Source organism: Sphingobacterium bovisgrunnientis (assembly GCF_009829085.1).
Lineage (GTDB): Bacteria > Bacteroidota > Bacteroidia > Sphingobacteriales > Sphingobacteriaceae > Sphingobacterium > Sphingobacterium bovisgrunnientis.
This window is the reverse complement of the sequence record NZ_WUQY01000012.1, coordinates 1-13985: the sequence shown is the minus strand read 5'-3', so window position 1 is coordinate 13985 and position 13985 is coordinate 1. Positions and strand designations below refer to the sequence as shown.

At 36.1% G+C, this 13985-nt stretch carries 17 protein-coding genes; 9 read left to right on the top strand and 8 right to left on the bottom strand.

Features of this window, described 5'->3' with window-relative positions; all coding sequences use genetic code 11:
• The 3 genes from GOQ16_RS07630 (at position 1) to ftsZ (ending at position 4040) form a co-directional block, all read left to right on the top strand.
• On the top strand, positions 1-819 hold the full coding sequence (locus tag GOQ16_RS07630) for a POTRA-like domain-containing protein (RefSeq protein WP_240140979.1): 819 nt from the start codon (positions 1-3) through the stop codon (positions 817-819).
• Between the two features lie 12 nt (positions 820-831).
• Entirely contained in the window at positions 832-2199 is a 1368-nt protein-coding gene (gene ftsA, locus GOQ16_RS07625; RefSeq protein ID WP_149914061.1) for a cell division protein FtsA, read from the top strand.
• Between the two features lie 140 nt (positions 2200-2339).
• Positions 2340-4040 carry a cell division protein FtsZ gene (gene ftsZ, locus GOQ16_RS07620; RefSeq protein WP_160068745.1) on the top strand — a complete coding sequence of 567 codons (1701 nt, stop codon included), beginning with the start codon at positions 2340-2342 and terminating at the stop codon, positions 4038-4040.
• 77 nt (positions 4041-4117) lie between these two features.
• Here the strand turns inward: ftsZ and GOQ16_RS07615 are convergent, their stop codons facing one another.
• Positions 4118-4762: a response regulator transcription factor gene (locus GOQ16_RS07615; protein ID WP_160068744.1), complete on the bottom strand. Its 645-nt coding sequence runs from the start codon at positions 4760-4762 to the stop codon at positions 4118-4120.
• 169 nt (positions 4763-4931) lie between these two features.
• Here GOQ16_RS07615 and mscL point away from each other — a divergent pair, with 169 nt between their 5' ends.
• From mscL to tsaB, 5 genes are all read left to right on the top strand, one after another.
• Positions 4932-5351: a large-conductance mechanosensitive channel protein MscL gene (gene mscL / locus GOQ16_RS07610; RefSeq protein WP_160068743.1), complete on the top strand. Its 420-nt coding sequence runs from the start codon at positions 4932-4934 to the stop codon at positions 5349-5351.
• 157 nt (positions 5352-5508) lie between these two features.
• A complete protein-coding gene (rpmH, locus tag GOQ16_RS07605; RefSeq protein ID WP_003002285.1) occupies positions 5509-5667 on the top strand; it encodes a 50S ribosomal protein L34 in 159 nt (52 codons plus the stop codon).
• A 60-nt stretch (positions 5668-5727) separates the two neighbouring features.
• Complete coding sequence (gene rnpA / locus GOQ16_RS07600; RefSeq protein WP_223225200.1) at positions 5728-6117, top strand: ribonuclease P protein component; 390 nt, start codon at positions 5728-5730, stop codon at positions 6115-6117.
• Positions 6101-6352 carry a membrane protein insertion efficiency factor YidD gene (yidD, locus tag GOQ16_RS07595; RefSeq protein WP_160068742.1) on the top strand — a complete coding sequence of 84 codons (252 nt, stop codon included), beginning with the start codon at positions 6101-6103 and terminating at the stop codon, positions 6350-6352. Before rnpA ends, yidD begins: the two co-directional genes overlap by 17 nt.
• A 15-nt stretch (positions 6353-6367) precedes the next feature.
• Positions 6368-7060, top strand: coding sequence for a tRNA (adenosine(37)-N6)-threonylcarbamoyltransferase complex dimerization subunit type 1 TsaB (gene tsaB / locus GOQ16_RS07590; RefSeq protein WP_160068741.1), 693 nt, complete (start codon positions 6368-6370; stop codon positions 7058-7060).
• On the opposite strand, the gene GOQ16_RS07585 is transcribed toward tsaB, so the two are convergent.
• Positions 7055-7960 (bottom strand): magnesium transporter CorA family protein, encoded by a 906-nt coding sequence (locus tag GOQ16_RS07585; protein WP_160068740.1) that lies wholly within the window; start codon positions 7958-7960, stop codon positions 7055-7057. The genes tsaB and GOQ16_RS07585 overlap by 6 nt on opposite strands.
• Before the next feature lie 91 nt (positions 7961-8051).
• Complete coding sequence (locus GOQ16_RS07580) at positions 8052-8675, bottom strand: OmpH/Skp family outer membrane protein (protein ID WP_160068739.1); 624 nt, start codon at positions 8673-8675, stop codon at positions 8052-8054.
• A 180-nt stretch (positions 8676-8855) separates the two neighbouring features.
• Here GOQ16_RS07580 and gyrB point away from each other — a divergent pair, with 180 nt between their 5' ends.
• Positions 8856-10814, top strand: a complete 1959-nt coding sequence (gyrB, locus tag GOQ16_RS07575; protein WP_160068738.1) for a DNA topoisomerase (ATP-hydrolyzing) subunit B — start codon at positions 8856-8858, stop codon at positions 10812-10814.
• A 199-nt stretch (positions 10815-11013) separates the two neighbouring features.
• Here the strand turns inward: gyrB and GOQ16_RS17605 are convergent, their stop codons facing one another.
• From GOQ16_RS17605 to GOQ16_RS07555, 5 genes are all read right to left on the bottom strand, one after another.
• Positions 11014-11223, bottom strand: a complete 210-nt coding sequence (locus tag GOQ16_RS17605; protein WP_204987449.1) for a hypothetical protein — start codon at positions 11221-11223, stop codon at positions 11014-11016.
• A 27-nt stretch (positions 11224-11250) separates the two neighbouring features.
• Positions 11251-12327, bottom strand: coding sequence for an IS1380 family transposase (locus tag GOQ16_RS07570; protein ID WP_204987448.1), 1077 nt, complete (start codon positions 12325-12327; stop codon positions 11251-11253).
• A 61-nt stretch (positions 12328-12388) separates the two neighbouring features.
• On the bottom strand, positions 12389-12952 hold the full coding sequence (locus GOQ16_RS07565) for a hypothetical protein (protein WP_160068737.1): 564 nt from the start codon (positions 12950-12952) through the stop codon (positions 12389-12391).
• 43 nt (positions 12953-12995) lie between these two features.
• Positions 12996-13370, bottom strand: a complete 375-nt coding sequence (locus tag GOQ16_RS07560; RefSeq protein WP_160068736.1) for a hypothetical protein — start codon at positions 13368-13370, stop codon at positions 12996-12998.
• Between the two features lie 120 nt (positions 13371-13490).
• Positions 13491-13913, bottom strand: coding sequence for a hypothetical protein (locus GOQ16_RS07555; RefSeq protein ID WP_160068735.1), 423 nt, complete (start codon positions 13911-13913; stop codon positions 13491-13493).
• Positions 13914-13985: the final 72 nt, after the last annotated feature.

Sequence of the window (13985 nt, the reverse complement as noted above, 5' to 3'; positions counted from 1 at the left end):
ATGAAGAACATCAAATGGGGACTCGTATTCTACACTTTCCTAGGCGTTTGCGCCTTGGTGGGATTGGTAGTGCTCATGGGAATGATTAGTAATAAGGATAACGCGCAGGTTTGCACAGCGTTGAAAGTAAATGTAGAAGGTAAGGAAACTTTTATCGATCAACATGATATTTCAAAGATGGTAAATAATCAATTCGGTGCTGTAATCGGTAAAGAATTGCAAACTATAAAATATGAAGATATAGAGCGTGCCATTGAGAAGTTACCTTATGTGTCCAATGCTGAGATTCATACGGATATGGATGGTACAATCAACGTCAATGTTCAGCAGCGAGAAGTGATTCTCCGTGTTATAAACAAAGATGGACGCGAATTTTATGTGGATACTAAAGGACATAAAATTCCTGTAACATTGAAATACGTGCCGCATGTTTTGGTTGCTAATGGCAAGATTAAGGAGAGTTATAATAAGCCTTTGGAACCGATTGAAACTAAAATGGTAAAGGATTTGGTTCAGATTGTGGAGCACGTAAAAGGAAATGATTTGTGGGAAAATCAAATTGTTCAGATTTATGTCAATGAACAAGATGATATTGAACTTATTCCACGTGTAGGCAAAGAATTGTTGGTAATTGGATCAGCGGATTCTTTGGAATACAAACTCAGAAGATTGGAAATGTATTACAAAAATATATTGCCAAAAGTAGGATCAGAAGCGTACGCTAAAGTAAATGTGAAGTACGGCGGTCAAATTATCTGTGAGCGAAGAGAGGGGTGGTACATGGACAGCTTGCAGATGAAAATTAACATGAAAAATTAAAAAATACAGCATATGAAACCAAGAATTACAGACATTGAAAAAGAAAATCCGATCATCGTTGGTTTAGATATCGGTACTACAAAGATTTGTGTTACTGTAGGACGACGCAGTGGTACAAACAAAATTGAATTATTAGGCGTGGGTAAGGCAGAGTCTGCCGGTGTGAATCGTGGTGTGGTAGCTAATATTCAAAAGACTGTATTTAGTATTCGTGAGGCCGTTTCTTCAGCAGAGGGACAGTCCAATGTAGATATTAAAGTAGTCAATGTAGGTATCGCGGGTCAGCATATCAAAAGTATTCAACATCGCGGAATATTAACCAAAAGCGATGATGATGAAATCAACCGTCTTGATGTAGAACGATTGATTTCGGATATGTACAAATTGGTTTTGCCTCCAGGGGAAGAAATTATTCATGTGTTGCCTCAGGAGTTTACGATTGACAATGAACCAGGTATCAAAGAACCAATAGGTATGGCTGGTCGTCGTATGGAAGCTAATTTCCATATCATTTCAGGTCGTGTTACTGATATCAAAAATATCAAGAAATGTGTAGATAATTCTGATTTAGAAGTGTCTTCATTGGTACTTGAGCCTCTTGCATCATCCGAAGCTGTATTGGATGAAGAAGAAAAAATGGCTGGTGTAGTTCTTGTTGATATAGGTGGTGGTACTACCGATGTGGCTATTTTCCACGAAGGTATTATCCGTCATACTGCTGTAATTCCTTTAGGTGGTAATATTGTAACAGAAGATATTCGTCAAGGTTGTGCTGTCCTTCGAAATCAAGCTGAGCAATTAAAAGTTAGATACGGTTCGGCTTTGGCTGACGAAAATAAAGAAAACGAAGTTATCTGCGTTCCAGGTATCCGTGGTCGTGACTCTAAAGAGATTTCTGTTAAAAATCTTGCTTATATTATTCAAGCGAGAATGGAAGAAATTATTGAGCACGTGTATTATGAAATCAAAGCTTCGGGTTACGAAGATAAATTAATCGCGGGCATCGTTATCACTGGTGGTGGTGCACAATTGAAACATTTGGTACAATTGGTGGAATACATCACTGGAATCGATTGTCGTATTGGATATCCAAATGAATATTTGGCAAAAACTGACATGCTAAATAAACAAACATTAGAGGAAATGAAATCCCCAATGTATGCAACAAGTATTGGTTTGTTGATCAAAGGAATTCAAACGGTCGAAGACGAACAAAATATGGCTTCAGAGGAGCGTGAGCTTAAAAAACCGCGCAAAGAGAAAGTTGGCGAAATCGCAGAAAAGCAAAGTAAAAAAGAGAGTTGGTTTACTAAAATTATCTCAGAATTTATCAAGGATAATCAAGAAATAGACGACGAAACTTATATCGGAAAAAAATAACTTTTCCACACTGGATGGAGTTTTCCACAATTTAACAAATGTGGAAAACTCTTGTTAAGATTTTGGTATTATTACATTCGAATTGTTGAGTTTGGGTTAAATGTTAAGCTTGGCAGTTCTCTTATAAATAGGATATTATTATGTCGATACAATTTGAAATGTTAAAGGAACAATCATCTATAATCAAGGTTATAGGTGTTGGTGGTGGCGGTGGCAATGCCGTTAATCACATGTACAAGCAAGGGATTAGCGGAGTTGATTTTATAGTGTGTAATACAGATGCGCAAGCATTGGAATTAAGTCCTATTCCTAACAAAGTACAATTGGGAACGAGTCTAACTGAAGGTATGGGTGCTGGCGCTGATCCTGATGTAGGCGAAAATTCTGCTATCGAAAGTATTGATGATATCAAAAGAATGTTAGGTACTAACACTAAGATGCTTTTTATCACTGCCGGAATGGGGGGTGGTACTGGTACTGGTGCAAGTCCTGTCTTGGCTAAAGCGGCTAAGGAAATGGGAATCTTGACTGTAGCTATAATCACAACTCCTTTTACATTCGAAGGTAAAAAACGTCGTTCACAAGCGGAAGAAGGCTTAAATGAATTGCGTAAATATGTAGATTCTTACCTTGTAATTTCTAACGATAGATTACGTGAGATCTTCGGAAACTTGACAATGACAGCTGCTTTTGCTAAAGCAGATGATATATTGACTACGGCTGCAAAAGGTATCGCCGAAATCATTACTATTCCAGGTTATGTAAACGTCGATTTTAAAGATGTGCGCACTGTAATGAATGATAGTGGTGTCGCTATTATGGGTAACCATATTGCTTCTGGAGAGAATCGTGCTATTGAGGCTGTAACTGGAGCATTGGCTTCTCCATTATTGAAAGATAATGAAATCGAAGGCGCTCGTTATATCTTATTGAATATTACTTCTGGTAAAAAAGAAGTAACGATGGATGAGGTGGCAATTGTGACGGATTACATCCAAGAAAAGGCAGGTTTAACAGCTGACTTAATTTGGGGTAACTGTATTGATGAGGCATTGGAAGATGATTTGTCTGTAACAATTATTGCTACAGGATTCCAAACGGCTGAAGAGCGCATGAAAGAAAAGGAAAACGAAAAAGTTGCTTTGCCTTTAACGCCAGATACAGTTCACTCATTTATTAAACCTGTATCACAAAATCAATTTGCTGAAAAACCAGTAGCGCAATCTACTCCAGCATATGTAACTCCTGTGGTTACACCAACTAATGTAGTTCAACCTGCAACAACGCCTCAAGCTGATCTTTTCAATCCGTTGAAAACAAATGTGTCGAATATTGCGGTGCAACAAGAATCAAATGTAGTACGTCATACTTTAGACGTTCAAGATGATTTTACGGCAGAAGAAACTGTTGAGGATAACGGTGGTTTTGAGTTAAAAACTTCACCTTCTGTTTTTGAATTCAAGTTACCTACTGTTTTTGATGCTTACGAAGAAAAAGTAGATGAGCAAGTAGAGGAAGAAGTAAATAATATTGTAGAAACTAATCATGTTTCGAATATTGCACATACTACTGTAAAAGTAGAAGAGGAAGTAAATTTTGAAGATCAATTACTAAAAACTAAAGAGCGTATCTTACGTTTGAAAGAATTGAGTATGAAGTTGAAATCTTCAAACGGTTTACAAGAATTAGAAAATGAGCCTGCATACAAGAGAAAACAAAAATCTTTAGACGATGTGCCTCATTCTTCGGATTCACAAGTCTCACGTTTTACGTTATCATTCGATGATGGTGTTACGGAGATTCGTTCGAATAATTCATTCTTACACGACAATGTCGATTAAAAGAAAGTAAAGTTATATAGTAAAGGCTCAACAATTGTTGAGCCTTTTTTATGTCTTAGCGAAATACATTCTATTTACTAGGTGTTTTGCGCATGTAACTTAAATAGTTCGATCAACTCGGGAATATTCGTTACCCCTAATTTTTCAAAAATACGGCTCTTGTAGGTGCTTACTGTTGAAGAGCTTAAATCCAATAGATTTGATACTTCAAGGATGCCATGACCCTCTATGAGGTGCTTAGCGACGTCCATTTCACGGTTAGACAATTTATTAAGGAGATTAACCTTATCTATACTTGATTTGGTGCTTGTCAACTTTTGAATATATAAATCTCTTACAGCAGGAGACATGTATTTCCCCCGTTCTTGAATACTTGTGATAGCGTTATTCAGTTCTTCCATCGCTGTATTCTTATTTAAATACCCTGCAGCGCCCGCTTCTATGTAGCGTAACGCATAAATATTTTCGTCATAAGATGAAAATACTAATATTTTTAAATCCGGTTGTAAATCCAATACCTCTTTAATGACGCTGATATTATTTCCGCCAGGCATGTTAATGTCCAAAAGGAGCAGATCAAAACGTTTGAAATTCAGGTGAGAGTACACCTCTTTAATAGTGGATGCATGCGTTATCTGTGCCTCCTTGAATGTTTCATTAATGGCTACAGCAGTACCAAATCGTACAATGCTGTGGTCATCTGCTATAAGGATACTATTCATGGTGATTTGGTGTGTTATTTTTCGATAATTAATATAAGAATATTTTTATTATTTTAAACTAATTATTCTATCAAAGATAATCTTTTAATTTTAAAAATCTGATGTATATAATTGTGCTATCTAAATTAGAACTTTTATCTTATTTTTGTTTCATTAAAATAAAATTATTATGGGATTTATAAAAGAATTTAAGGAATTCGCTATGCGTGGTAACGTAATTGACCTAGCGGTCGGTGTTGTTATCGGCGGAGCATTTGGCAAAATTGTCACTTCTTTAGTGGATGATTTGATTATGCCAATTATTGGTGTCATTACAGGAGGCGTTGATTTCTCTGAGAAGGTATTAACGTTGAAAGAGGCTGTTTTGAATGCAGATGGTTCTATTTTGACTCCAGCTGTAACATTAAATTATGGCAATTTTATAAATGTTGTTATTCAGTTCTTGATAATTGCATTCTGTATTTTTGTGGTAATAAAAGCTTTAAATTCCTTGAAGAAAAAAGAAGAAGAACCAGCTGCTGCGCCTGCAGGGCCTTCTAATGAAGAAGTGTTACTTACAGAAATAAGAGATTTGTTGAGAAATAAATAGTTTTTTCTGTTCCAAAAAAGGAAGAAAGTTCATAAGTGTATTGTGAACTTTTTTCTTTCATATACTTGTATATATTGAAATTATACAGTACTTTTGCATTCCTCTTAGGGGGTAATATTTGGTTAATAGAAAAAAATAATAAAGATAATAGAGCGTCATGAAAAGAACATTTCAGCCTTCGCAAAGAAAAAGAAGAAATAAGCACGGTTTTAGAGAGCGTATGAGCACAGCTAATGGTAGAAGAGTATTAGCGTCTCGTAGAGCAAAAGGTAGAAAACGTCTAACAGTTTCTGACGAATACCGTCATAAAGGCTAATTCTTTTTTTAGCGCCAGTGACTTTTACTGTGGCTATATTCCGGCCAAACTAGTCATCTGATGAGAAAAACATTTACCAAAGAAGAACGACTGTGTAGTAAGAGAAAAATTGATTCTCTTTTTCATAGGGGTTCTTCTTTTGTTGTTTACCCCTTTCGAGTTGTTTATTTAGTTAGTCCAGCTCAAGAGAACCTATATCCTGTTCAGGTAATTTTATCTGTTTCGAAGCGTAGATTTAAGCATGCACATGACCGCAATCGTATTAAGCGATTAATACGCGAAGTGTATCGTTTACAAAAAAATGAGTTACTGTACGAAGAAGTAAATAAACTCTCGTTAAATTTGGATATGGCAATTCAATATGTGGGCAAGGAAGAGTTGGGTTTTGAGTTGTTGTTTACTAAGATGAACAAAACACTTAAACAGTTGGTCGATGCAATTTCTGCTTAACATTTGGAATTTGATATTATGGTGTTTGAAGCACCTATTTTTATTTCTCATAAAAATATATCAGCTTTTCATTTCGCCTTTGCTGGGTGCCAATTGTAGGTATACACCTACTTGCTCACAATTCGGCAAAGAAGCGATATTGAAGTATGGTCCTTTTAAAGGTGGTTGGCTAACAGTAAAACGTATCGCAAGATGCAATCCTTGGGGCGGTCATGGACACGATCCTATTCCTTAATATTATTGGTTGAAGATGAGTACATATATTTTGCAAATTGATACGGCGACTGAAGTTTGTTCTGTTTCGCTCAGTCTTAATGGTCAGATTATAGATAAGGTTGATGCAGCAGAACCAAATTTGCATGCTTCAAAATTGACTGTTTTTATTGACCAATTGTTGCAAAACACAAATCTGACTTACCAAGACCTTTCCGCAATAGCGGTAAGTAAAGGTCCTGGATCTTACACAGGTCTGCGTATTGGAGTTTCTACAGCCAAGGGGTTGTGTTATGCATTGGATATTCCATTGTTAGCTGTGAATACTTTAGAAAGCATGTATATGGGTTATACTTCGCAGCCGCTAGATAAGTTTGACCTGTATATCCCGATGTTGGATGCGCGTCGTATGGAAGTGTATATGATGACTCTGGATGCACAAGGAAATATACTGAAAGAAACCGAAGCTGTGATTATTGATTCGGAAACATTTTCAGCTTACGCTGATAAGCAAATTTGTTTATTTGGTTCGGGCGCAGAAAAATTAAAAGCTACTTTTGAGGAATCATCTAATATTACCATTGATAGCAGTTATAAACATTCTTCTGAATATTTAGCGAAATTAGCTTTCGAGAAATTCAACAAACAAGATTTTGAAGATCTTATCTATTTCGAACCTTATTATTTGAAAGAATTTATTGCTACGACACCGAAAACAATTAAATTATAACCATTTCTTTCTTTTGAACCAGAGGTAAATAATTAGACTCAATACCAACATAGCCCCAAGTACAATGGGATAGCCATATTTCCAATGTAGCTCAGGCATATTATCGAAGTTCATACCATAAACTCCAACTATAAACGTTAAGGGCATAAAAAATACGGAGATTATAGTTAAAATTCGCATAATCTCGTTGGTATGATTGGATTCAATATTGAAATAAATAGAGAGGAGCTGTGCTGTATTCTCTGAAGTATTACGATATAAGGTGCTGGTTCTAGAAAACAAATCCCTCAAATCTTGTGTATATACGTTTTTATATTCTGGCAAGTGAAAATAATCCACAATATCTTTATATAACACTAAGATTGACCGGATTACATCAATTTGGCGTTTGATATAATATAATTTCTTTAAGAATGGCTTGCGTTTTTGATGCAAGAAAACGATCTCTTCGTATTCATCTAATTTAGTCGACATATCACCCAATACCAATGTTTCAAATGATTTTAAGGCTTCTGAAAGTAAAGTATTGACCAAAGATTTACTGGATGCAAGTACGCGACTTTTTGAGTCAAGTTTTTTGATGTTTTCAAGAAATGTTATGTTATTACGATGCGTAGTAATGACAAAATTGTTCCCATAAAAAATCGAAATTCTATCGGTTATTTCTGTCAATGAATCTGAATCTTCTTCGAGTTTCGAACGTGTAGAACGAATAATTAAAAAATGATAATTGTCAAATTCTTCAATTTTGGGCAAGTGCCCTACTTCCAGACAATCTCTTATGGACTCGTCTCGAAGGTTGAATTTTTCTTTCAATTCTTTGAAATCTTCCAATGTTGGGTTGGTGATGTCAATCCATTCAAAGGGATGATTCTCTGGTGTTAGAATATGAACAATCATAAGCGTCGTTTATACTTTAAATTTAAAACAAAAAGGGATTTAATCTGCAAGATTAAATCCCTTTTTGTTTTTTATAGGCTGTAAAGAAAGACTATTTCTTCTCAGCGCCTTTTTTGCTTGTATATTCTTTGTTCAAAGCTGCAACAACTTCTTTCGTAATGTCTAATTTTTCATCTGCATAGATTACAGCAGGGTTAGTTTTAGAATACGTTAAAACATATTGGTAACCATTTTCTTTTGCATGCTTTGTTAAGTACTCCGTGATAGAATTGTAAACAGCAGTCATTTCTGATTGCTCGTCTTGAGCCAATGATGATGATGCATTTTGGTTCAATTGTGCTAATTCTTGTTGTTTACGCGCTAATCTTTCTTCAGTTGCTTGACGCTCAGAGGCACTCATTGTAGCCGCTTTTTGCTCTGCTTCAGCCAATTCTCTTTGGAAAGCTTGACCTTTTGATTGTAAGTTTTCTTGTGCTTTTTTAGCTTTACCTTCTAGTTTCGCTTTCGCGTCTTTGAAGTATTCGTATTGAGCAGATAAAGTATCTGCATTTACATAAACTATTTTATCAGCTACTTTTGTTTCACCAGTATTTGATGATGTACTATCATTTTTTGCAGAAGATGTATTTGATGTGTTTTGACCACAAGAAGCAGCACCTGCTACGATTGCGATTCCCAAAGTAACTTTAGATAAGTTTGATAAAAATTTATTCATTTGTTGTCTATTTTCAGTTTAAAGAACAAACCTACTATAAAAAAATTAAAATTCCATTTTTTGTTATTTTTTTCGAATTATTATCGTCATTTTCCATGGTTTTTACCTCGTGAATCTGTTGTTTAAGTCCTTAATTTTTATTAACTTTGAATGTTAATTTAATCAGATTTTTTTTAATTCATGAGCGAAGAAAAAAACAATCCTACAGCGTATTCAGCGGATAATATTCAGGTTTTAGAGGGTTTAGAAGCGGTACGTAAGCGCCCTTCAATGTATATCGGTGATACTGGACCTAAAGGTCTACATCACTTGGTGTATGAGGTAGTGGACAACTCTATTGATGAGGCTGTTGCTGGATATTGTGATGATATACTTGTTACTATACATGAGGATAATTCTATTTCCGTAGCTGATAATGGTCGTGGTATCCCGACAGGAATCAACAAAAAGGAAAATAAATCAGCCTTGGAGTTGGTTATGACGATTCTTCACGCAGGTGGTAAGTTTGACAAAGATACATATAAGGTTTCCGGTGGTTTGCACGGTGTTGGTGTATCTTGTGTGAATGCTTTATCTACACATTTGAAAGCTGAAGTACACCGCGAAGGCAAAATATTCAATCAAGAATACGAACGTGGTAAACCGATGTACGAGGTGAAGGAAGTCGGTGTTTCAGATAAAAATGGAACTATCGTTACGTTCAAGCCAGATCCAGAAATTTTTACACAGACTACAATATACAATTACGATACATTAGCGAATCGTCTTCGCGAATTGTCTTTCTTAAATAAGGGAATCACGCTTACATTGATTGACAAGCGTGAGCAAAATGAAGATGGTACAGATAAAAAGGATGTTTTCTTGTCAGAAGGTGGACTTCAAGAGTTTGTCAAATTCTTAGATGGTACACGTTCGGCTTTGATTCCAAATCCTATTTATTTGGAAGGTATCAAACAAGGTATTCCTGTAGAATTGTCTTTCCAATACAATGATACGTATTCAGAGAATGTGCATTCTTATGTGAATAATATCAATACAATCGAGGGGGGTACACACGTAGCTGGTTTCCGTAGAGGATTGACTCGTATTTTGAAAAAATACGCCGATGAGTCAGGATTGCTTAAGAATTCTAAGGTAGAAGTTACGGGTGATGATTTCCGTGAGGGATTAACTGCTGTTATTTCTGTAAAAGTTGCGGAACCTCAATTCGAAGGTCAGACGAAAACGAAGTTAGGTAACACGGAGGTTTCGGGTGCGGTAGATGTTGCTGTGGGTGAGATTCTAGGTCAATATCTAGAAGAAAATCCAAGAGAAGCTAAAACCATCGTACAAAAAGTAATCATTGCAGCGCAAGCGAGAGCAGCAGCGCGTAAAGCGCGTGAGCTTGTACAGCGTAAAACAGTGATGAGCGGTTCGGGTTTGCCTGGTAAATTGGCTGACTGTGCGAGCAACGATCCTGCTTTATGTGAAATATTCTTTGTCGAGGGAGATTCAGCGGGTGGTACTGCAAAACAAGGGCGTGATCGTAATTATCAAGCAATTATGCCATTACGTGGTAAGATCTTGAACGTAGAGAAAGCGATGGAGCATAAAATCTATGAGAACGAAGAGATCAAAAATATGTTTACCGCTTTGGGGGTTTCTGTAGGTACAGATGAAGATCCTAAAGCGTTGAATACGGCTAAACTTCGTTACCATAAAATTATAATCATGACGGATGCTGATGTCGATGGTAGTCACATTGCTACATTAATATTGACATTCTATTTCCGCTACATGCGCGAATTAATCGAAAGAGGATATATCTATATTGCAACTCCTCCTCTTTACTTAGTGAAAAAGGGCAAGGATTTCGAATATGCATGGACTGAAGATCAGCGTTTAGCAGCAATTCAACGTTTGAAAGGTGCTGGTAAAGAAGATTCTGTGAACGTACAACGTTACAAAGGTCTTGGTGAGATGAATGCAGATCAATTGTGGGATACTACAATGAATCCAGAGCACCGCACTTTAAGACAAGTAACGATAGAAAATGCAGCGGAATGTGACCGCGTATTCTCCATGTTGATGGGCGATGAGGTAGCTCCACGTCGTGAGTTTATTGAGAAAAATGCAAAATATGCCAAGATTGACGTCTAAGCAATATAAACAGGATATTAAGACCGATAAGAGATTATCGGTCTTTTTTACCTCCACGCAATTTCTTTTGTGTTAATTGTTTTTCCTTATCAAGGTTTTGTTTGTTAAATTTAGGTAGCCAATTTCCTCGGTATGATCACACGAATACTATTTTTCCTGCTTTTTGTATGCAATTGAATGCGCAAACATTTAACCCAGATTACGCAGTAGATATTTTCATTTGAAGATCTATCGGGTAATCCCAAAGTCCCCTGAACCATTTTCTACGTTTTTTTGTTAGTGCAATTTTGAGCTTGAGTGTATCACCTACCTTTTCAAAGTAAGCTCCAATTGCAAAAGTTCTATAACGTAGTGTTGATAATGTTTTTTGCGTTTTTTCCTGCAAGACGAATATTCTGAATATCGACATTAGATTATAGGCTATCATGGAGAATATTCATGCAGCTTCTGTTGCATAAAATCCTTTCAGGTTAAAGCTTTCTGCTCCAAAATCAGCCTTCAATTCTTTGATTCTGTTCTCCGCATCCCCACGTTGGCGATACATCCGCCATACATCAGTTGCAGCAAATTCATTATTGGTAAAGTATGCAGAATAGCGATAATTTCTGTGGATTTCATCGTCGGGAAATAAACTTAAGGTTCTGCCCGTTGCATTGGGTCTATTGGCTATCTTCTGTCGGACGATTACTAGTCTGCGTTGCTTGTCCCAGGTTTTCCCCTGATAGTGCTTCTCGCAGATCTCAATTCCCTCATCCACCATCAACCAGGTGTCTTGCTTGTTGATTAAATGCTGTACAGGGTGGGTAAACTTTGCAGCAACAATATATTTCAGCGCTTTGTGTTCCAAATGTTCAAAAATATCTTTTTGACAAAAGCCACTGTCTAATCGAACCATACCCACTTTTTTAGTACCAAAAACCGATAAAGTTTCTTCTAAAAAGCCAATAAAATTATTCGCTGAACTCGTGTTTCCGCTCCTGAGCCAAAAGTTAGCAACCATTTTTACCTCATTTACGAAAGCTATAATGGGATGGAGGCTGTTTCTTCCCTTTTTCTTCGGATTATACCCTTTCTTGGCTCCATCTTGTGCGCCATAGCGGGTAACAACTGAGGAATCAATGTCCAAAGTGAAATAGTTGATATTAATATTTTGAAAAAACCAACTAAAAAAATGATGACCTACCTCTTGATTCGTCTTTTGTGTGAACTTGCCGAAATAACGTTTATACGCATCTTGACCGGGTGTTTTTTTCCAATCGAAAATTTGACCAAGAGCCCTGTCTGAACGTGTAATCTCCGTATGCAGAAAACGGTTTGCTCCACACCAAATACTTGTAATAAAGGACTCCAGAAGAACTTCCTTTTTGTAGGCATTATTGGATTGGGATACAGGTAAAGAAGTACAGTTTTCTATCTCCTCCCGAAAGCCAATTTTGTCTAACATTTGCTTCAAAAAAACCATTCCGCCCCAGGGTGTAATCTCTTGATTAGTAAATGATAACTCGAATTTCATAGCGCACTTTTTTCTACTGCTACGCAGTTGGATTTTAAATCTCTAAATTAACTATTTTTTTCTATTGCGTAATCTGGGTTAAAGTATTTTTGCCATTAGGTATTAATCTAGCTAATGGGTTAATCGTTACATTAGGTCTTATAAACAGTTCTCTCAAATTCTCAGACATACGTTTTCTGCCAAATAATCTTACATTACCATTTTGATCAAATGTTAATCTAACTACAGGAATTTCTTGACGGGGACTACTTGCGGAGCCGTGGTTAATATGATAAATTACAGGTATTCCTGGTCTGCTGCTAGGAATATCCGCACTTCCATAATATGTCAAATCACTAAAATAAACATCATGGAATGGGAATCCTTCAAAGTTAAGTTCTCTACTAAATAAATTTTGTCCATTAATATTTAAATTAAACGAGTTATCTAAATACCAAATATCGATTTGCGCTCCAAAAGTAGGGTTTTCAAATTCTACCGTATGAGTAAATGGGACATCTGTTGTTACTGTATCAACGAAATGGAAATGTGGATTGGCGCCAATCAATGTTGTTTCAGGTACATTAAACGTGAGTACTAAATTGTATTTAACACCTGGTGTAAGGTTTAAATTCTCAATATCCACACGTCTTGATACATCTCCGATAGTTAAAGCTTCAATTGTAAATTCACCCTCGGTAGATGGTTGATGGGGTATTTAATATTGTCGGATTTATAGAGGTAGTGCTTTTTACAGTTAAATCACTGAAAGGTATAAAGGGAAAAACAACAGGGGACCCTAATAAGTTCTCATCTGTTGCTGCGGCAGTAATCGTACTATTACTAACTTTAAATTTCGTTTTTGAATAACTTGGTTTAAAATATGATGCACCTCCAACACCTCTGATTTGTGTATAGACAGAAGTGCTATTATCCAATTTTATAATGGTAGTAATCTGAGCAAATTGATGTTTGAATTTTATTTTAATCGTTGTATTACTATTATGAGCTACTGTGACATCTTGCTTTTGAAACATAAAAGATACTTGCTGATTAGTAATCACTGCAGTGTTAATATTAGATGCATTTTCAATTTCAGCAGGATACTGTGTTTGGGAGTCTATAGAGTAGGCAACAATCGTGTATTCTTTTCCACCAAAAACTAATAAGGGGCCTGTCTGACTTTATTGACCGCGAATGTAGCTTTTCGAAGTGGCCAATGCACCAGTAGCTTTATCGTATGCATATACTCTATAGTGCGTATTTAATTCGACTTCTTTTGTTTTTAATTCAGCAAGCTTACCTTTTTCCTTCAATGATGATTTGACATTGTTACTTTCGTTTGATACAGGTTCTAAAGAAACAGTACAATTAAAACCACTATTTGGTGTATTGGAAATGTTTGACAATCCCGCAACAGATTCATTAATCTTTACTGTTGGCTTTTTAATGTCTGCAAGCTTTTCTTCTTGAATTTGTATTCCATCCATTTCAATGTTAAGCGCTACATAGCCATCTGGTATATCAATTGATGTAGTATTTTCTTCATTTGTTTGCTTACTACATGATAGAGTTAAGTAAGTAATACTAAATAATATTAATATCACAGCTGTCCTAAATAAATTTAGGGTGTAAAAAAATCTGCCCTCTTCTATTAATTAGGAAAGCTTTTTGTGAAA